The following is an 18,198-nucleotide window of genomic DNA, read 5'->3' on the forward strand; positions in this document are numbered from 1 at the left end:
ATGTAACTAACTTACGCTATTACGCTGATAAAAAGTAGTGCCGTGCGATAGTTAACAAAGAAGTTCACGGTGTTTTTAATGGCGGTTTATAAAGCCCATAAACTGTTCCAAATAGCACAATAGTTTAGCGCTTTTGTCGTATTTTAACGCAGATATTTAGGCTTAACAGTGAAAATGATAACAAAATGTTGCATTTTTTAACTTTGTTCCCAATACTGGTCAATGCGTTGCTTTTACCATGCACCGACAACAGCGTGTAACAAGCTAAGCATAATAAAAATATTGAATCAGTTAAGGATTAATATGAACAACACACACATATTTAAACGCGTCTCTTTATTTGCAGCAGCATTAAGCCTGCTAATGAGTTTTTCTGCGCTCAGTAAAGAGTATAAAGTAATTTTAATTCATGGTTTGCAGGTATCACAACTTACCAATAGAGCAGTCAGTGATGTGGTAAACGATGGACAAAGCTATTGGCAGTCTTATTGGGTGAACCGCGCAGACGAGCGCATCGATTGGCCTGCATATGAACGAATAGAAGGAAAAATCACCACCGATTGGGTATGGCCTAAACTACAGCAAATTTCTCGCTCAAATCTATGCGAGCCAGGCTGTGTATTTGTGACTCATTCAACCGGTGACTTAGTTGCCCGATATATTATAGATAACCAAGAAAACTGGCTTGAAAATGCCGGATTACAGCCGCTTAATATTATTGCCACCTTTGATTTAGCCGGTGCTGGTGGCGGCAGTGAATTAGCCGACTTAGCGGTGAGTACATTAACAGGCGCATCGTGGAATTTTGCTGTAGATGCCGCACTAACGTGGTGGTTAGGCAGTGAAGTTAATGAGGCGGTAGGTGTATTACACGATTTAAAAGTAAATAATGCACGCAGAATTGCGCCATTACCTGATGCACGCACACCTCGTTTACGTTTTGTAGCCGATGGTAATGCTTACTTAGGTTTAACGGCTGGATTTTTACGCGGTAATGACGACTCGGTAGTGGCTACTCACTCATCATGTGGTGCAAGCTCGGTAAACTCATTTGGTAGCTGTAGCACCAATATTGACACTAATGGGCGTTTAAAATCGCAAGGTGATGCTGTTAATAGTTTTATGCCATATCATTATCCATTAATGATGACTAACAGTTACAGTCATAATGAGATTCAACAAGCGCAGCGACAAGGAAATGTAACGATTGCGATGAATAACATTACGGTAGCTGGCGACACGCTAGGGTTTGAAACCGTAGATGAAACCACAGGTAGTTGGTTTTGGAAGAAACAATATCGTTATGTAAAAGACTCAGATAATTTGAGTGCATCGGCACTTATATATAATGTGATCCCATAAATGTGATTGTGCGTGTGGCTTTTTATGTTGCACGCTTTGATACTAATTCGCTTTATGCAGTGACTTATTTTTAGCCAAAAAAAGCTTAATGCAAATTGCATCAGGTTTACGTTCTAAAAGTGATTAACTGCTTGATGTTATAGGATAAATAACAATGAAAAAATCCTACGTTATAGTTTTAGTGATTATAGTTGCTGGCTTGGTATGGTTTTTAGGACAAGGCAATGCCAGTTATTCTAATTTGCAACCAACACCGACTAGTAATAAAAACACACCTAAGCATCCTCCTTCGCCAGCTAATGTAACGACGTCGAGCGCTCAATTACCAGTGCAAAATACTTTACCCGCTGAGCAACATGAGTTTAATGAAGATATAGCCAAAGCGGCATCGGCGGTGGCACAACAGTATCAACAAAGTTTGGCGTTTCCGCCTTATTCACAACCATTAACGGTATATGATGAGGACAGACTTAAGCCAAATCAGTTCTTTCCTGTTAGCAGCCCAGTGGGTGAGCAAGGAGGGGCGTTAACAGTCAGCTTGTCTCAATATCGGTATGTGTATCCACAAGCTGTAGAGCTAACCGTAAGCGCCCCAAATTTAGGTAAGGCGGTAGTAACACTCAGTGATACAGACACCAAAAAGTCGCTAAAAACGCAAAGCGGTGTGGCTCGTCAAAACGAGCTGGCAATGACGTTTAAAGGTGAAGAAGACTATCCACGTAATTTACAATTATTAGTTGAAGCCGATATCGCGGGCAAAATAGTCCCTGTGGTGGCACAAATACACTATATGCCGCCTAGTGCAACCCTCACTGGTTTTGAAAACGCCTATCCACGTAATGAAAACATGATAGTACCGGCCAATCTAACGGTTATAAAAAGTGGGTTATATCGTTTAAGGGCTAACTTATACAGTGGCACCTCGCCATTGGCGCACTTAGTCGCTAAAGCGCGTTTAAATGAGGGCAGTCAGCAAATTGACTTTAAAGCGCATTGGTCTGTTTTGCCCAAGCAAACGAATGACTTACGGTTGAGGGACTTTGTTGTTGAGCGTATGTCGCCAAGCCCAGGTGAGCTTAACAGTTTTGGTGAAAGTGAAATTCGCGAGTTTACTATTGAAGATTTTGCTTACGACAGCTTACAGCAGTTGCCTTATCAGGCAAACAAACAAGAAATGCAGAGTTTAGAGTTTTTACAAGGATTAGCTGCTGGTCAGTAGCAGCATAGAACAAAGTGAAGGGTTTGCATTACTGCAAACCCTTAAAAATTAGCTTAAATTAATGGTAACCACGTCGGCTTGGTTTGTTTCATCTTGTTCATGATTAACTGGCACTTTTGGAATATCTGGTTTATCGAGCGCGATATCGCCCCCATCAATAACGTCACCCGTTTGCAAGTTGGTAAAATCAAATAATTGATTATCAGCTAAGTGTGAAGGCACAACGTTTTGCATGGCGGTGAAAATACTTTCTATACGTCCTGGGTGCTCTTTATTCCATTGTTCAAGCATATTTTTAGTGTGCTTACGTTGTAAGTTTTCTTGTGAGCCACATAAATTACACGGAATAATAGGGTAACCTTGGCTAAACGCATATTTACTTATATCGGCTTCTTTACAATAAGCCAGTGGGCGAATAACCATGTGCTCACCGTTATCGCTCATCAGTTTAGCTGGCATACTTTTTAGTTTGCCGCCATAAAACATGTTTAAAAATAAGGTTTCGATCATGTCATCACGGTGATGACCAAGAGCAATTTTGGTCGCCCCTAACTCTTTAGCCGTGCGATATAAAATACCACGGCGCAAGCGAGAGCAAAGTGAGCAGGTTGTTTTACCTTCGGGGATAATATCAGTAACAATACTGTAGGTATCTTCTTCTACAATTTTGTATTCAATATTTAAACTATCTAGATACTCAGGGAGTACATGCTCAGGGAACCCTGGCTGTTTTTGGTCTAAATTCACTGCAAATAAATCAAACTTGATAGGCGCAACACGCTGTAAATGTTGAAGCATGTCGAGCATAGTGTAACTGTCTTTGCCACCCGATAGGCAGACCATAATACGGTCACCTTCTTCAATCATGTTAAAGTCCATGACAGCCTGACCTGCAAGACGACGTAAACGCTTTTGAAGCTTATTAAAGTTGTACTGAGCTTTGGCTTGAGCAGAATGAGACACTACGCCCCCTATAAAACGGTTCGGCAAATTTAATTGCTAAAAATAAAGGGGCGTATTATATACCTAAAACGTTATGTAGCAAATGCTAACTTTCTGCTAGCGGGCTTACGTACCCATCGGGTTTAAGTGCAAGTACATCACAATCAAGGCTGTCAATAACATGCTCAGCAGTGTTGCCTACTAAGGCAGCGCTTAAGCCAGTCCGTCCCACAGTGCCAATAACCACTAATTCGCTATTTAGACGTTTTGCAACATCCGGTATTACATCTTCTGGCAATCCCTCTTCAATAAAGCACTGCTCAGAGGTTAAGTTAAACGTATTAGCCAGCTCATTTGTTGATTCAATATGATGTTTTTTAACTGATTCGTTATATAACCCTGGGTTAAACTCAGGGATCTCTATGGCTATATTAACCGGTGTAGCAGGGTATGCATTGACTAAGTTAAGTTTAGCATTAGCCAGTTCACATAAAAATTGTGCATCTTTAATTATGCGTTTATTCAGTGACAGGTGCTGTTCGTTTTCACTGACTGCATTCACGGCCGCTAAAATATTTCCATTTGCCGGCCACGCCATATCTTTTACAAATAATACAGGGGTTGGGCATTTTCTGACTAAGTGCCAGTCTGTTGGCGTGAAAATAACCGCTTTAAGAGCACCATGCTGATGAGTACCTTTGATCACTAGGTCATATTTATCATTAATAACGGTATTAATAATTGCCTCGTAAGGGCGGTTATGCCAAATAACTTGGGTATTAATATTGATATTTTCATAAGGAGAGACAAGATCTTTTAACCAGAGTTCGCGATCTTTTAACACCGCTTTACGCATTGCTTCACGTTCATCACCAGAAAGCATGGTGGTCATTTCGTAAGAGAAATCGTAAACCGTCATAAAGGCAGTAATACTCGCGCCTGACTTTTTAGCTAAATCTATTGAACGCGCTAAGGCATTTTGTTCATCTTTTGTTGGGTCAATAACCGCAATAATACGTTTAATCGTTTCCATTGTGCTGCTCCATTCACTTAACAGTTATGTACTAAGTGTAACGCAAATACACAACTGTTAAAGGGGTAGCACTAATATTCTTGTTCTATGTCAATTTATTAATTTAATTATCGGGGCTTTACAATTGCTGCTGTGCTAGCAAGTGCGTCATTGTCTAAAATGGTAATAAACTTACCTTCTACTTTGATCAAATCGGCTTTTTGAAAACGGCTTAATAAACGGCTAATGGTCTCAACGGTTAAACCTAGGTAGTTACCAATCTCACCACGCGTCATGGTAAAGCGAAACTCTTTACGAGAAAACCCACGCTCACCAAAGCGCTCTGATAAGTTATAAATAAAACTGGCAAGGCGTTCTTCTGCTGATTTTTTATTAAGTAATAAAAGCATTTCCTGATCGTAGGTTATTTCGCTACTCATCAAACGCATTATCTGTTGGCGTAATTTTGGTAGTTTACCAGCTAACTCGTCAAGGGTTTCAAAAGGGATTTCACATACCATTGAAGTTTCTAGTGCTTGAGAAAAACTTTGGTGCTGCATTTTGTTAATGGCGTCAAAACCAACAAGGTCTCCAGCTAAATGAAAACCTGTAATTTGCTCATCACCTTGTTCAGATAAAGTGTACGATTTAAACGATCCAGAACGCACTGCATAAATTGCATTTAAAGGTGCACCCGATTCGAATAAATAGTCACCTTTGTGTAATGGCTTTTTTCGCTCAATGATCTCATCAAGTTTATCCATTTCTTGGCCATTTAAAGAAAATGGTAAACATAACTGGCTAATACTGCAGTTATTACAACTAATGGCACAATTACCTTTAGCACGACTTTGAGAAAAATCCATAAGTTCAATCCGTTAAATTTTTATGCACGACATTTACCAATGTTAATGCACTAGCTTATCTGTTGCAATGATTAGGAGATAGATACCATACCAAATAAGCATACTGCCTAATATTATGCGTGTCCAAGGGTGATTAAATAAGGTATTTAGTTTTTGTGCGACAATACCCAGTGAGATCATGGCGGGAAATGTGCCTAAGGCAAATGCTAGCATAACGAAGGCTCCATCAATAGCGCTGCCACTGGTCATTGCCCAAGTTAAGGCTGAATAAACCAATCCGCATGGTAGCCAGCCCCATAAAGCACCATAACCAAGGGCTTTGAAAGGCGAGTCAATTGGCATTAAATATCTATTAAGTTTTATTAAATGTTGCCAAATGAGGTTTTTACCGAGTTTCTCAAGCCATTGTAAGCTTGCTGCTAAGCGCATAATATAAACACCTACCAGCAGCATAAAAATACCTGCTAAAAAAGATAAAAATACCGAAAAGGTTGTGTTTTGCGATGCAAATTGACCACTAATACCGGCAACAAGCGCGCCAGCTAGCATATAGCTTATTGCTCTACCGCTGTTGTAGGCAAACGAATACAACCAAGTTTGGCGTTTATTACTGGCTAATTGTAATGAGCTTGCAATACCGCCACACATAGCAATGCAATGTCCGCTGCCAATAAGCCCCATTAAAAAAGAACTAATAAAGAGAGGTTCAATCATTACTTTTATTATGTTGCTCTTTGTCGTCTTCAAACAAAATACTATGGCCTTGTTTGTTTAAATCGGAGAATTGCTCGCCTTTCACTGCCCAAAAAAATATGCCAATGGCAATTAATACAAACAAAATAGCAATAGGAACTAAAATATAAATTATGCTCATAATTTTAATAACCTTAGTGAATTACAAATCACTATAATTGAACTTGTGGTCATGCCAATGGCGGCCATCCAAGGTGCCACTAATCCCATAGCAGCAAGCGGTAATATAGACCCATTGTATAGCAAAGAGAGTGTTAAATTTTGCTTAATTATTCGCCGCGTTTGTTTGGCAATCGTTAATAAATGCTCGATAGAGGCTAAATCACTGTTAAGTAACACAACATCGGCGCTATTTTTAGAAATATCTGCACCGCTTTCCATGGCAATAGATAAATGCGCACTGGCAAACACTGGGCTGTCATTGACACCGTCTCCTACCATAGCCACTATTTCACCTTGCTCAGACCACCTATCTACCGCTTTTTGTTTGTCTTCAGGGCTACAACTGGCTTGTACTGAATCGAGTTTAAGTGTTTTAGCCAATTTTGCGCCAGCATCAGAAGCATCTCCAGTTAGCATATGGCAGCTAAGATTAGCTGCTTGCAAAGTGTTGATGAGTTTATCAGCACGTGTTTTCACTTTATCTACAAAGTAAAAACGTGCAATTGGTTGCTTGTTTACATAAAGCGTAGCTTGCGCATTGGTTTTTTTGGTATTGAACCAACCACTTTTACCTATGGCATAATGAGTATTATTGTGTTGAGCGCTGATCCCAACACCTGGGTGGAGTTGCACATCGTCAAATTTACGCTGACCTTTGAACTCGTTAAAGGCACTGGCAATTGGGTGCTCAGAGTAGCTTTCAAGCTGTGCGGCAATATCAAGCACTTGCTCTTTGGTATAATTTTCGCTGAGAACATCTACGGCATCGAGACTAAATTTACCTTGTGTGAGAGTCCCTGTTTTATCAAAGGCAAATAAAGTGAGTTTTGAGAGGGTTTCGAGCACATGGGCTTGTTTAATTAGTATTCCTTTACGGGTTAAAGTAGCCACAGCACAGGTTAATGCGGTTGGAATGGCTAAACTTAATGCGCATGGGCAAGTGGCTACCAATACAGAAATAGTGATCCAAAAAGCAACATCAGGGTCAATTTGATACCAGCCAAAAGCAGTGAGGGACGCAAATATGAGTAATACGGCAACAAACCACTGCGCTACTTTATCGGTAATTTCTACTAATCTTGGGCGCTTTGTAAGCGCATTATGCTGCAAGCGAATAATTTGGTTAAGCAGGGTATTTTGGCCTAGCTTATTTATTTTTATTTCAATAACACCGTCATGGTTAACGGTTCCAGCATAAACATTATGGTCAACATACTTACGTACGGGCTGATGCTCGCCGGTCATCATCGACTCATCAACACTGGTGCTGCCTTTTATTAATACGCCATCGGCAGGAATCGTTTCGCCTGCCTTTATTAGCACAACATCATTAAGTTTAAGTTTTTTAGCGGCAATTATGTGCTCTTTACCGTTTTCATCGAATGTTCGGGCAGTAAGTGGTAATAGCTTTTGTAAGTTAGCTGTAAATTCACTGGCTTTTAAACGTGCTCTAAATTCTAAATATTTACCCAACAAGAGTAAAAAGGTAAACATACAAATAGATTCAAAATACACCTCACCCACTTCCATGACCGTGGCATAACAGCTGGCACTATAGGCGCCAAAAATAGCCAGTGACACCGGTAAATCCATGTTCAGTTGCTTTGCTTTTAAACCATTAATCGCGTTACTTAAAAAGGGCAGGGCGCTGTATAAAATGACTGGAGTGGCAAGAATTAAGCTGATCCATCTAAAGTATTGCTCAAAATTGCTATCCATCCCAGAAAACATGCCAAAGTACATAGCAAAGGCAAACATCATTACTTGCATAGTCATTAAGCCTGCCACACCTAGGCGACGAATATAGGCTTTTGCTGTTTGTTGTTTTTGCTGGGCTTCTAAATCGGATTGGAATGGGTAGGCTTTATAACCTATTTCAGCCAGTGAAGTGATTAGTTCACTTAAAGGAGTCTCGCTTTTATCCCACTGGATCATAGCGCGATTTGTTGAGGTGTTTACATCAACACGCTGTACCGATTTTAGGTTGAGTAACTGCTTTTCAATAAGCCAAGCACAAGCGGCACAAGTAATGCCTTCAACACTGAGAAGAACTTCTGAGCTATTGTTATTTGTGCTAATAAACTCATCTTGAATATCTTCATTGTCATAGCTTTTAATAAACGCGAGCTGCTCAGGGACGAGTTGCTCTACTTTACCTGCACTCACAGTACGGTACTTGTAGTAGTCGGTCATCCCTTGGTCAATTATATTTTGTGCAACCGCTTGGCAGCCAATGCAGCACATTGGCTGCGCTATATTGTCTATAACAACATGTGCGCTAAATCCTGCTGGCACACTTTCAAGGCAATGAAAGCAATTTTCAGACATACTAATTACTACTTATAGTTAGGAGTCACTAAAACGGTGGTTGTGGTCGGTAAACTAACGTTTTCTTTCATTTTCCAGTTTTTATCGACGGGCTCAATAAATATCGAGTAAGCGCCTGGAGTATAGTTTTCTAATAGTGCTGTAAACTCTTGATTTGCATTAGGGGTAAGTGTTGCCTCAAAGTCATGCGCTTTAATAGTGCGATGATAAAACGATAACTTTAATGCATGGATATTACTGGTGTCACCTTTGGTAAATTTAAAGCTTACTCGTTCATCCGATACATTAAGGTCGCCATGTAAATACAACGCTTTTGCTTTATCAAACTTAACAAGCTCTAAGTTAATTGCTTTGCCATTTTTATAGTAGTCATCTACCACCATATCAGGGCCATTACCAATGGCTGTGATAAATAAAGAAATACAAAGGATAATTGTGATCAAAGGAAAAAAAACTAAAACCCAAGGCCAAAAATGTTTATACCATTGTGTCTGTTCCATAGTAACTCTTTAGTTAAAAAAATGAGCGCCCATAATATAATAAATAAAATAAAAAGACTAAAAAAAAGCCTCCAAGTGGAGGCTTTTTTGATCTAAATTAATCTGTTGAAATAAAAAGATTAAAACAGAAACGTTCTGTTAACTTTATCGTTATTTTTCTTGCGATAAGCTGTAAACGTAAGCAGTTAATAAGTGAATTTTATCTTCGCCTAAAACTTCTTTAAATGCAGGCATTACACCAGCACGACCGTGGTTTAGTGTTTCTTCAACAGCACGCTGAGAGCCACCGTATAACCAAATGTTATCAGTTAGGTTCGGCGCACCAAACGGTAGGTTATGTGCAACTGAACCTTTACCATCAGCACCGTGACACGCAGCACACATAGCAAATTTTGCTTTACCTGCCTCAGCATCTTTTTGGTTAACAGTACGACCAGACAAACTAAGTACATAAGCCGTCATTTCCTTTACACCTTGCTCACCTAATGCATCACCAAATGGAGGCATAGCTGCAACACGACCTAAAAGTAATGTTTCTTTAATTTTGTCAGGAGAACCACCGTATAACCAATCGTTATCTGTTAGGTTAGGAAAGCCAGTTCCACCACGAGCATCTGAACCATGGCATTGTGCACAGTTTTGAGCAAATAAACGCTGACCTATATCAATCGCTAATTGACCTTGCGTCTTTTCGTGCTTGGTACCATTTTCTAATGCAATTTGCTGTGCTGCCTCACCAGCAAACTTAGATTCTACTAAGTCTAAAACAGGTATTTTTGCCAATTCATTAAAGATTGGGCCAAAACGCTCTTCAGCTGCGCGGTATTCAGCATCTAGTTTTACAAAACGGCCATCTTCTTTAGCTTTGATAACTGCTTCTTTTGATTCAGATAAAGAGGTAACACCTTGGTTTGAGCTTGTCCATTTAGCTAAACCTTCCCAGTTACCTAAACCAGGGTAAGCTGCTAGGTAATAAACCGACCACACAAACGTCGCGAAGAACATGTAGGTCCACCATTTTGGTAGTGGATTGTTTAATTCTTCAATGCCGTCAAATTCATGCCCACAGCTTTCACCTTCTTTTACGCCTACGTAGTTTTTTAAGTTCCAAACTAGTAGGCCAAAGATAATGATTAAGCATGCAAGGGTTAATACAATAACCCATATACTCCAAAAGCTAGTCATTTCTCAGACCCCTTTTCCTCGTTAGAGAGTGTATTGTTGTGTTTTTTTTCATCATCAAAAATAACATTCGCGGCATCTTTAAAACGCTCTTTGCTACGTTTACTGTATGCCCATGCAACAATCACAATAAATAATACTAAAATAACCAGAGTTAAAATGCCTCTGTATGTTCCGTAGTCCATAATAATCTACTTCAAATGTGTGCCAAGTTGTTGCAAATAAGCAATAAGGGCTTGCATTTCTGTTGCACCTTTACCGTCATTCATTGCATCAACTTTGGCTATGTCAGCGATTAATTCTTCGTCATCCCCATATCCTAAACCTGGGTGGTTTGGGTTTTCAGGATTGATGCCGAAGGTGTCACGGAAAATTTTAAGTTTTTTCAGTGTTAAGCTGGTATCAACCGTATTCTCTGCTAACCAAGGGTAACCAGGCATATTTGACTCAGGTACTACTGAGCGTGGGTCAACTAAGTGTGCATAATGCCAATCATCAGAGTAGCGTTTACCTACACGTGCTAAGTCAGGACCCGTACGTTTAGAGCCCCATTGAAACGGGTGGTCCCATACTGACTCACCCGCGACAGAGTAGTGACCATAACGTTCAACTTCATCACGAAATGGACGGATCATTTGTGAGTGACAATTATAACAACCTTCACGTACATAAATATCGCGACCTTCCATTTCAAGAGCATTTAAAGGACGAAGACCATCGACAGGCTTAGTGGTATCGTCTTGGAACATTAGCGGGGTGATCTCCACTAATGCACCAAAGCTAATTGCGAAAACAGTCAAGATAGCCATAAGGCCAATGTTTTTCTCGATGATTTCGTGTTTATTTTGTGATTTTTTATTGCTCATTATCCGGCTCCGTTATGCTAACTGCGCTTGTTCATCAAGTTCGAGTGAGTTATTTTTCGCTGAAACTGTACGATAAACGTTATAAGCCATAACTAGCATACCTACAACGATGAATACACCACCAATGAAGCGCATAACATAGAAAGGGTAAGATGCTTCTAACGACTGAACAAAGCTGTACATCAATGTACCGTCAGAGTTTACTGCACGCCACATTAGGCCTTGCATTACACCTGAAATCCACATTGCAACAATGTATAAAACAACACCCACAGTATGTAACCAGAAGTGTGTATTGATTAGTTTAATGCTATACATACGACCTTGTGAGAATAACGCAGGAATAAGGTGGTAAATAGCACCAATAGAAATCATCGCAACCCAACCTAATGCACCTGAGTGAACGTGACCTACAGTCCAATCTGTGTAGTGCGATAATGCATTAACAGATTTAATTGCCATCATCGGGCCCTCAAAGGTAGACATACCATAGAAAGACAACGATACAACTAAGAAGCGTAAAATAGGATCGGTACGTAGTTTGTGCCATGCACCTGATAGAGTCATAATACCGTTAATCATACCACCCCAAGACGGTACAAATAAGATAATAGACATAACCATACCTAAACTCTGCGTCCAATCAGGAAGCGCCGTGTAGTGAAGGTGGTGAGGACCTGCCCAAATGTAAAGCGAAATAAGAGCCCAAAAATGAACAACCGATAAACGGTATGAATAAACAGGACGACCCGCTTGCTTTGGTACAAAGTAATACATCATACCTAAGAAACCTGCAGTTAGAAGGAAACCTACTGCGTTGTGACCATACCACCACTGAACCATAGCATCTACAGCACCTGCGTAAATCGAATATGATTTAGTCAGTGATACTGGTACAGCCATACTATTTACAATGTGCAATACTGCAACAGTAATAATGAAGCCAGCATAGAACCAGTTAGCTACATAGATATGAGACACTTTACGTTTTGCAATGGTGCCCATAAATACAATCGCGTAAGTGACCCAAACAACAGCAATTAAGATATCAATTGGCCATTCTAGCTCTGCATATTCTTTAGAGCTTGTAATACCTAATGGCAAAGTAATAACTGCTAGAACAATAACTAACTGCCAGCCCCAAAAAGTAAAGGCGGCTAATTTATCTGAAAGAAGGCGCGTTTGACATGTACGTTGTACGACGTAATAAGACGTCGCAAACAAAGCACTTGTACCAAATGCGAAAATTACTGCGTTCGTGTGTAACGGACGAAGTCGAGAGTAAGTTAACCATGGTGTGTCAAAGTTAAGTGCTGGCCAAGCTAACTGGGCAGCAATTAGAACCCCAATACCCATGCCAACGATGCCCCAAATCACTGTCATAATAGCGAATTGGCGTACAACTTTATAATTGTACTCAGTTTGTGATGCTACTGTTTGGCTCATTTTCTGGCTTCCGCTGCAATAAATGCGTTTAGAAATGAATTACCTACCTATAAAAGTAGGACCTACTATTATTCCAAAGTATACTATCTAAAACCCACAATATGTGGTTGTTAAAGATAATAATCTCAAGAAGTACTTGTTTTTTTTGCGGTTGAAATGATAAATTTTTTGGCCTTAAAAAGATAGGTCAATTGAGTAATAATATGACATCAATCAAACTTTATTAAATTGCTGTCTATTTTTTGAGATGATTTGTACCTTACTTGCCTATTAAAGCCGATAATCAACCAAGTTGCCCTAAACGTTGGGCGCATTCATTAGATACATTGAGAACCTGCATGTATATATATAAAATATGTTTACTTTCTTTCCTTCTATTTTTACTAGGTTGTGACTTTTCTGGATCAACGTCAACACCAAAAGTATCTCAATCGCAAACAGAGTGTGAAAATAACAAACCGTGTGTTTTTGCAAATCAGGTTAAAGTATGGCTAAGCGAAGAAACCCTATCACCAGAAACACCGTTTTCAATTTATACTCAGTTACCTGCCAACTTAACATCGATAAAGGCTAAATTAGAAGGAGTAAGTATGTACATGGGTTACATTCCTTTGCAGTTTAAGAGGCAAGGAAATACATGGGTAGCCAATACGATGGTGGGAATTTGTGCAGAAAAAAATATGGTATGGAAACTTGTTTTCACAACTACTGATAAAAGTACTTCAGCCAACCAAACGGTTGAATACTATTTTAATGTTACTTATTAAGGGTTTAAATCATTAAACCGAGTCTAACACACTCTTAAATACTTTCTCGAATTTGCTACGAGTCACGCCAAAGCCCTCAAGCTTAGTTTACGAGCCTATTTTTGATAAACGCTATATTATTTATCCCTGTAACGTAACCTACCTCATAACTTGCATTAATTATACAAAGGTCAACAGACCCTAATTAAATAAATTACTTACATAAAAATAGTTAGTAATTCACATCGAGTTTTACCGTTTTAATAACGCACTGTGATTAACATGTTAACCTACCTATTAAAGGTACATTATCCCGATAATTACATTTAATTACAAACTACACTCATTTGATTTCATCTGTGCTTTTTATGTGTCTATTGCTATTTTAGTAACTGATTATTATATGTTTTTATTAGTTAACAATGAAACAATGCGTAACGTTTGTCCCTTTAAGTAACCCAGTTAATTATTGCTGTATTTTTAATAAACCCACGTTAAGTTTTCGTTCAGTTAAAGGCGCCTAAGTTGCTTCCTCTCACTCAAAATTCTCATAAAAGTGAGCATTACCAATTTTGGTAAATTTTCAACAAGTAGGGTTCATCCATGAAAAAATCAACTCTTGGTTTAGCTGTAATCGCAGCGATCCCAATGTTCTCAAGTGTTCAGGTTTTAGCTGCAGACGAAGCAGCAAAGTCAATTGAAAAAATTCAAGTAACGGGTTCTCGTATTAACCGTACTGATATGGAAACGGCTAGCCCAATCACTGTAATTGGTGATGATTTTATTGCTAAAAGTGGCTACACCTCAGTTGCTGACGTGCTTTCAAACCAACCGTCAGCGGCAGGTATGAGCTTAGGTGGAACGAGTAACAATGGCTCTGGTGGTTCTGCTACAGTTAATCTTCGTGGTATGGGTGCACAACGTACTCTGGTTCTACTGAACGGCCGCCGTATGGTTTCATCAGGCACAGGTGCTGATTCTTCTGTTGATTTAAACACGATCCCTGTTGCCATGATTAAATCAATCGAAATCTTAAAAGATGGTGCATCAGCTGTTTACGGTTCAGACGCTATTGCTGGTGTTGTAAATATCATCACGAAAAAAGATTTTGAAGGCTCTGAAGTAAACGTTGAAGGTAGCCAAACTACCAAAGGCGATGGCACAAACTATGGTGTTAGTTTACTTCATGGTATGCAAGTGGCTGCCGGTAACCTAGTATTTGGTGCTCAGTACACAAACCGTGGCGATATCATACAGTCAGACCGTAAATTTGTTGAGCCAGGTTGTTCTTCTTATATTCCAGAGGGAACTTTAGGTGGCAAAGCGCCAAATGGTCAAGGTGGATTCAAAGACCGTGACACATGTTATGACTACACACCATCAAGCTACGCACAAACACCAAGTGACTTATACAGTGTATTCAGTAGCTTCAATAAAGAACTTGATTCAGATACAACGTTTAATGTTGATTTAATGTACACACGTCGTGATTCAAGCCAGCAGTTAGCGCCACAGCCTGCAAGTATTGATTTAGATACTACAATGCTAAGTAATACATACACTAATGCATTTATCAATGAAGATGGTGTATTAGCCGATTCATTAGAGTACCGTCGTAGAATGGTTGATGCGGGTCCTCGTATCTATGAGCAAAAAACAGATACATATAGAGCATCTGTTGCATTGCAAGGCTACTTAGATAACAACGCAAGCTGGGATGTTAGCGCAACTTATGGTCGTAATGACTCGAAAGATAAAGTTCAAAATTCAATCCATGCGGGTAACATGGAACAAAGCATTTACGGTGACCAAGCACTTTGGTTCAGTGGCGATGCGATTAATCGTGATCTTTTAGTATCAAGTAACTCCCTTTATACAGAGTCAAACGAAGGTGGTAATGAGCAGTTCATCCTATCTGCGGGATACAGTGCTGTTACAGAAAGTGACATTGGTTACGCAATTGGTGTAGAAAATAGATTTGAAAGTGGTTTTTATACGCCAGATCTAATTACTCAAAGAGGCGAAAGCACAGCGGCGCAGCAAGACCCGACAGACGGTGATTACTCTGTTCAATCTGTATACTTTGAAGCGTCTATGCCTGTGCTTGATTCAATTACTCTAGAAGGTGCTGCACGTTACGACAACTACTCAACATTTGGTGGTGAAACAACGTGGAAATTAGGTGCTACTTGGAATGTAACAGATAGCTTTATGGTTCGCTCTGTACTTGCTACTGGTTTTAGAGCCCCAAATGTTGCTGAACTATTTGGTGGTAATACAGGTTCATTCGATTACCTAGAAGATCCATGGGGTAACGAGCAAGATCCACAAATCGAAGTTAATTACACAAGCGATGATAATCTTCAAGCAGAAGAAAGCAGATCATTCACATTCGGTTTAGTGTGGGAAGTTGCTGACGGTTTATCAACTACATTAGATTACTGGAAGTTTGATATTACTAATGCAATTACGCGCTTAGATGTACAAAACGAAATGCGCAACTGTTTTGCTGGGAATACGCAATCATGTGCAGCAGTAAATATTACAGCGGATGGTGACTTATCTGAATTAAGTTCTGCATTAACTAATGTAGGTGCACAAGATACATCAGGTATTGACTGGAATATCTCTTATACAGCTGATAATTACCGCATTAACCTAGATACCACTTATTTAATTGAATTTGAGCAAGACGAAATTGATTACACTGGCACTATTGATGGTAACATTGGTGGTTACTCTGAAATTAAGTCAAACCTTTCAGTTAATTACGATATTAATGACGACATCAGCGTGCTTTACAACGCGCGTTACATCAAAGGTATGGACGGTGAGTACTATGGTGAATTCTTCAGTACAGGTGATACTGTTTATCATGATATTTCTATGAGCTATAACTTAAACGACGATGTTCGTTTAACCGGTGGTATGAATAATATCTTTGATAAAGAGCCTGAGTCAGTGCTAGGTGGTAACGACATGGGGACTGTTCCTGAGCTTTACGACGTAATTGGTTCTCGTATCTTTGCAAGCGTAAACGTTAAGTTCTAATTTTAACTAATTAGCAATGTTAAAAGGCCTAGTTTTTACTAGGCCTTTTTTGTTGAACAAAATTAAAGAGGCACGTAAACTCAGACAGATAACCAAAGGAGGCATCATTGTTAAAGCAAGACGAAAATTTATCGTTTGTTATTGAACCGCAACTATCACCACGTGCAGAGCAGCGGCTCGATCTTTATTTTTCTATCCCAAACGAAATGGGTATCAATGCACAAACACTCAGCGAAGAGTCTTACTTTAATAACCAATTTAAATCTTTTGTAGCCTATAACGCGAATAACATTCATCTTCCATTGGTACGAAGCCGTTTTGTTAGTAAAAACAAAGGTGAGCAGCAAGATTACCGACAAAATTTAAATTTATATTGCTATCAAGTGCGCCTGGCGATTGATGCTGATATGAAAGATGCATTAAAAATTCAAGAAAGCGATGAGTTTTATCAACGAGCCATGGAGCTTTGCGAGCAAAGCCAAAGCCTACTTAGAAAACTCAGACGTTACACCCCAGATAACGAAAAGTTAATCCCGTTTTATACCAATGCTGATAACTACCTAAGCTGGCAAATTGAACAAACGTTTTTAAAGCTACTTGATGAAGGCCCGCGTAGTAGCGATCACGCTAAAGAGCGAAATGACTTATTAAACTTTTGTAAGTCAGAAAGTGAATACCGAGCAGATAAGCAATATAACTCTGAGTCAACGCTCAAAGACGCCAACAGAATTACCAATAAAATGCGGCTATTACAGCGTTTAATAGAGCATGGAGTGATTTTACAACGTCAAACACGCTATCTTAATAGTTATTTAAAGCGGTTGGTTAAAGGCTCGGTCACGGCCGTTATAATGGCTTTTGTGATGGTGGTTATTTTAAATGCGCGTTCTACCTTTACTGAAGTAACCGCCACGCTTATTTTAATTTTAGGGGTTATTTACGGACTAAGAGAAATATTTAAAGAAGATATTACTCGTATTATTTGGCGTACTATTGTACGGGGGCGGCCAAAATGGCGCTTTATTTTTAAAAATAGTATTACTAAAGATAAAGTAGCGAGCCAGTTTATTTGGTTAGAATACACACGGTTTAAAAAAATCCCCAAAGAAGTAAGAGTAATTTTTTCTAAGCGTCGCCAGCAAAACAAACAAGCGGCACAATGGCTGCATTTTGCTAGTGAAACCCGGGTCAGTGCCAAAGAGTTTTTGCCAGGTTACGATAGTTTGCAGCAAACGCTGCAATTTAATCTTGCACCATTTGCACGTTATTTAAAAAAAGGGGAAGGCAAGCTTTATCATTTAGAAAATAATAAAATCTCTAAGCAGGGAGTAGAAAGGCGCTATCAATTAAACATGGTTTTGGTGCTCACCGAATCGGATAAAACGCTCTATCAGCGTTACAAAATCACCTTAAACCGCAGTAAAATAGTCAACATAGAGCTTATTTACACCAGCGATGCAAAAAAAGAGGAATAACATACGTTATTCCTTTGTTGTTCTTATTTATCCGTTAGCCCTTTTTTGCTGAACAGCGTTACTTTATTTGATACTAAGGTAATTTCGATGTTTTTAGTGTCATCACCCCAGATACAGTTAGTATGTAATGTTTTTTCAACACAATGATCAGCGCCGCCTAAAAGTGCTTCAACCTCGGTTTTGTCCATACCAATTTTAATTTTTTCGTAATTTTCTAGGTTGACTTTAGAGCAAGCTGCAAGACTCAGTACTGCTGCAGCAATTATTAGAAGCTTCTTCATGGTTTTT

Annotated in this window: 17 protein-coding genes; 5 read left to right on the forward strand and 12 right to left on the reverse strand. The window is 39.3% G+C overall.

Features of this window, described 5'->3' with window-relative positions; all coding sequences use genetic code 11:
• Positions 1 to 303 precede the first annotated feature (303 nt).
• The gene (locus KG708_RS02340; protein WP_213607924.1) at positions 304 to 1,362 is read left to right on the forward strand and encodes a hypothetical protein; all 1,059 of its coding nucleotides are present in this window, start codon (positions 304 to 306) and stop codon (positions 1,360 to 1,362) included.
• Positions 1,363 to 1,516: 154 nt separating this feature from the next.
• On the forward strand, positions 1,517 to 2,581 hold the full coding sequence (locus tag KG708_RS02345) for a hypothetical protein (RefSeq protein WP_213607925.1): 1,065 nt from the start codon (positions 1,517 to 1,519) through the stop codon (positions 2,579 to 2,581).
• 48 nt (positions 2,582 to 2,629) lie between these two features.
• Here KG708_RS02345 and ttcA read toward each other — a convergent pair whose 3' ends face one another.
• The 11 genes from ttcA to ccoN all read right to left on the reverse strand — a co-directional run bounded on the left by ttcA (position 2,630) and on the right by ccoN (position 12,638).
• Entirely contained in the window at positions 2,630 to 3,544 is a 915-nt protein-coding gene (ttcA, locus tag KG708_RS02350; protein ID WP_213607927.1) for a tRNA 2-thiocytidine(32) synthetase TtcA, read from the reverse strand.
• An 85-nt stretch (positions 3,545 to 3,629) separates the two neighbouring features.
• A complete protein-coding gene (gene uspE, locus KG708_RS02355; RefSeq protein WP_213607929.1) occupies positions 3,630 to 4,556 on the reverse strand; it encodes a universal stress protein UspE in 927 nt (308 codons plus the stop codon).
• A 107-nt stretch (positions 4,557 to 4,663) separates the two neighbouring features.
• On the reverse strand, positions 4,664 to 5,401 hold the full coding sequence (locus KG708_RS02360) for an FNR family transcription factor (RefSeq protein WP_213607931.1): 738 nt from the start codon (positions 5,399 to 5,401) through the stop codon (positions 4,664 to 4,666).
• Between the two features lie 42 nt (positions 5,402 to 5,443).
• Positions 5,444 to 6,115, reverse strand: coding sequence for a sulfite exporter TauE/SafE family protein (locus KG708_RS02365; protein ID WP_213607933.1), 672 nt, complete (start codon positions 6,113 to 6,115; stop codon positions 5,444 to 5,446).
• Positions 6,108 to 6,275: a cbb3-type cytochrome oxidase assembly protein CcoS gene (ccoS, locus tag KG708_RS02370; RefSeq protein WP_213607935.1), complete on the reverse strand. Its 168-nt coding sequence runs from the start codon at positions 6,273 to 6,275 to the stop codon at positions 6,108 to 6,110. The genes KG708_RS02365 and ccoS overlap by 8 nt, the downstream gene beginning before the upstream one ends.
• Entirely contained in the window at positions 6,272 to 8,644 is a 2,373-nt protein-coding gene (locus KG708_RS02375) for a heavy metal translocating P-type ATPase (RefSeq protein ID WP_213607937.1), read from the reverse strand. Before KG708_RS02375 ends, ccoS begins: the two co-directional genes overlap by 4 nt.
• An 8-nt stretch (positions 8,645 to 8,652) precedes the next feature.
• The gene (locus KG708_RS02380; RefSeq protein WP_213607938.1) at positions 8,653 to 9,144 is read right to left on the reverse strand and encodes a FixH family protein; all 492 of its coding nucleotides are present in this window, start codon (positions 9,142 to 9,144) and stop codon (positions 8,653 to 8,655) included.
• Positions 9,145 to 9,294: 150 nt separating this feature from the next.
• On the reverse strand, positions 9,295 to 10,329 hold the full coding sequence (ccoP, locus tag KG708_RS02385; protein WP_213607940.1) for a cytochrome-c oxidase, cbb3-type subunit III: 1,035 nt from the start codon (positions 10,327 to 10,329) through the stop codon (positions 9,295 to 9,297).
• The gene (locus tag KG708_RS02390; protein ID WP_213607942.1) at positions 10,326 to 10,511 is read right to left on the reverse strand and encodes a cbb3-type cytochrome c oxidase subunit 3; all 186 of its coding nucleotides are present in this window, start codon (positions 10,509 to 10,511) and stop codon (positions 10,326 to 10,328) included. Before KG708_RS02390 ends, ccoP begins: the two co-directional genes overlap by 4 nt.
• 6 nt (positions 10,512 to 10,517) lie before the next feature.
• Complete coding sequence (gene ccoO, locus KG708_RS02395; RefSeq protein WP_213607944.1) at positions 10,518 to 11,192, reverse strand: cytochrome-c oxidase, cbb3-type subunit II; 675 nt, start codon at positions 11,190 to 11,192, stop codon at positions 10,518 to 10,520.
• A gap of 12 nt (positions 11,193 to 11,204) precedes the next feature.
• On the reverse strand, positions 11,205 to 12,638 hold the full coding sequence (ccoN, locus tag KG708_RS02400; RefSeq protein ID WP_213607946.1) for a cytochrome-c oxidase, cbb3-type subunit I: 1,434 nt from the start codon (positions 12,636 to 12,638) through the stop codon (positions 11,205 to 11,207).
• A gap of 338 nt (positions 12,639 to 12,976) precedes the next feature.
• Here ccoN and KG708_RS02405 point away from each other — a divergent pair, with 338 nt between their 5' ends.
• The 3 genes from KG708_RS02405 to KG708_RS02415 all read left to right on the forward strand — a co-directional run bounded on the left by KG708_RS02405 (position 12,977) and on the right by KG708_RS02415 (position 17,910).
• Positions 12,977 to 13,405: a hypothetical protein gene (locus tag KG708_RS02405; RefSeq protein WP_213607947.1), complete on the forward strand. Its 429-nt coding sequence runs from the start codon at positions 12,977 to 12,979 to the stop codon at positions 13,403 to 13,405.
• Between the two features lie 582 nt (positions 13,406 to 13,987).
• Positions 13,988 to 16,435, forward strand: coding sequence for a TonB-dependent receptor (locus KG708_RS02410; RefSeq protein WP_213607949.1), 2,448 nt, complete (start codon positions 13,988 to 13,990; stop codon positions 16,433 to 16,435).
• 107 nt (positions 16,436 to 16,542) lie between these two features.
• Complete coding sequence (locus KG708_RS02415; RefSeq protein ID WP_213607950.1) at positions 16,543 to 17,910, forward strand: hypothetical protein; 1,368 nt, start codon at positions 16,543 to 16,545, stop codon at positions 17,908 to 17,910.
• Positions 17,911 to 17,933: 23 nt separating this feature from the next.
• Here KG708_RS02415 and KG708_RS02420 read toward each other — a convergent pair whose 3' ends face one another.
• A complete protein-coding gene (locus tag KG708_RS02420; protein WP_213607952.1) occupies positions 17,934 to 18,191 on the reverse strand; it encodes a DUF3862 domain-containing protein in 258 nt (85 codons plus the stop codon).
• Positions 18,192 to 18,198: the final 7 nt, after the last annotated feature.

Source organism: Pseudoalteromonas sp., assembly GCF_018402495.1.
Lineage (GTDB): Bacteria > Pseudomonadota > Gammaproteobacteria > Enterobacterales > Alteromonadaceae > Pseudoalteromonas.

Coding starts and splice junctions, on each gene's coding strand:
- KG708_RS02340 (WP_213607924.1), top strand. CDS start 304: ATGAACAACACACACATATTTAAACGCGTCTCTTTATTTGCAGCAGCA.
- KG708_RS02345 (WP_213607925.1), top strand. CDS start 1,517: ATGAAAAAATCCTACGTTATAGTTTTAGTGATTATAGTTGCTGGCTTG.
- uspE (WP_213607929.1), bottom strand. CDS start 4,556: ATGGAAACGATTAAACGTATTATTGCGGTTATTGACCCAACAAAAGAT.
- KG708_RS02360 (WP_213607931.1), bottom strand. CDS start 5,401: ATGGATTTTTCTCAAAGTCGTGCTAAAGGTAATTGTGCCATTAGTTGT.
- KG708_RS02365 (WP_213607933.1), bottom strand. CDS start 6,115: ATGATTGAACCTCTCTTTATTAGTTCTTTTTTAATGGGGCTTATTGGC.
- ccoS (WP_213607935.1), bottom strand. CDS start 6,275: ATGAGCATAATTTATATTTTAGTTCCTATTGCTATTTTGTTTGTATTA.
- KG708_RS02375 (WP_213607937.1), bottom strand. CDS start 8,644: ATGTCTGAAAATTGCTTTCATTGCCTTGAAAGTGTGCCAGCAGGATTT.
- KG708_RS02380 (WP_213607938.1), bottom strand. CDS start 9,144: ATGGAACAGACACAATGGTATAAACATTTTTGGCCTTGGGTTTTAGTT.
- ccoP (WP_213607940.1), bottom strand. CDS start 10,329: ATGACTAGCTTTTGGAGTATATGGGTTATTGTATTAACCCTTGCATGC.
- KG708_RS02390 (WP_213607942.1), bottom strand. CDS start 10,511: ATGGACTACGGAACATACAGAGGCATTTTAACTCTGGTTATTTTAGTA.
- ccoO (WP_213607944.1), bottom strand. CDS start 11,192: ATGAGCAATAAAAAATCACAAAATAAACACGAAATCATCGAGAAAAAC.
- ccoN (WP_213607946.1), bottom strand. CDS start 12,638: ATGAGCCAAACAGTAGCATCACAAACTGAGTACAATTATAAAGTTGTA.
- KG708_RS02405 (WP_213607947.1), top strand. CDS start 12,977: ATGTATATATATAAAATATGTTTACTTTCTTTCCTTCTATTTTTACTA.
- KG708_RS02410 (WP_213607949.1), top strand. CDS start 13,988: ATGAAAAAATCAACTCTTGGTTTAGCTGTAATCGCAGCGATCCCAATG.
- KG708_RS02420 (WP_213607952.1), bottom strand. CDS start 18,191: ATGAAGAAGCTTCTAATAATTGCTGCAGCAGTACTGAGTCTTGCAGCT.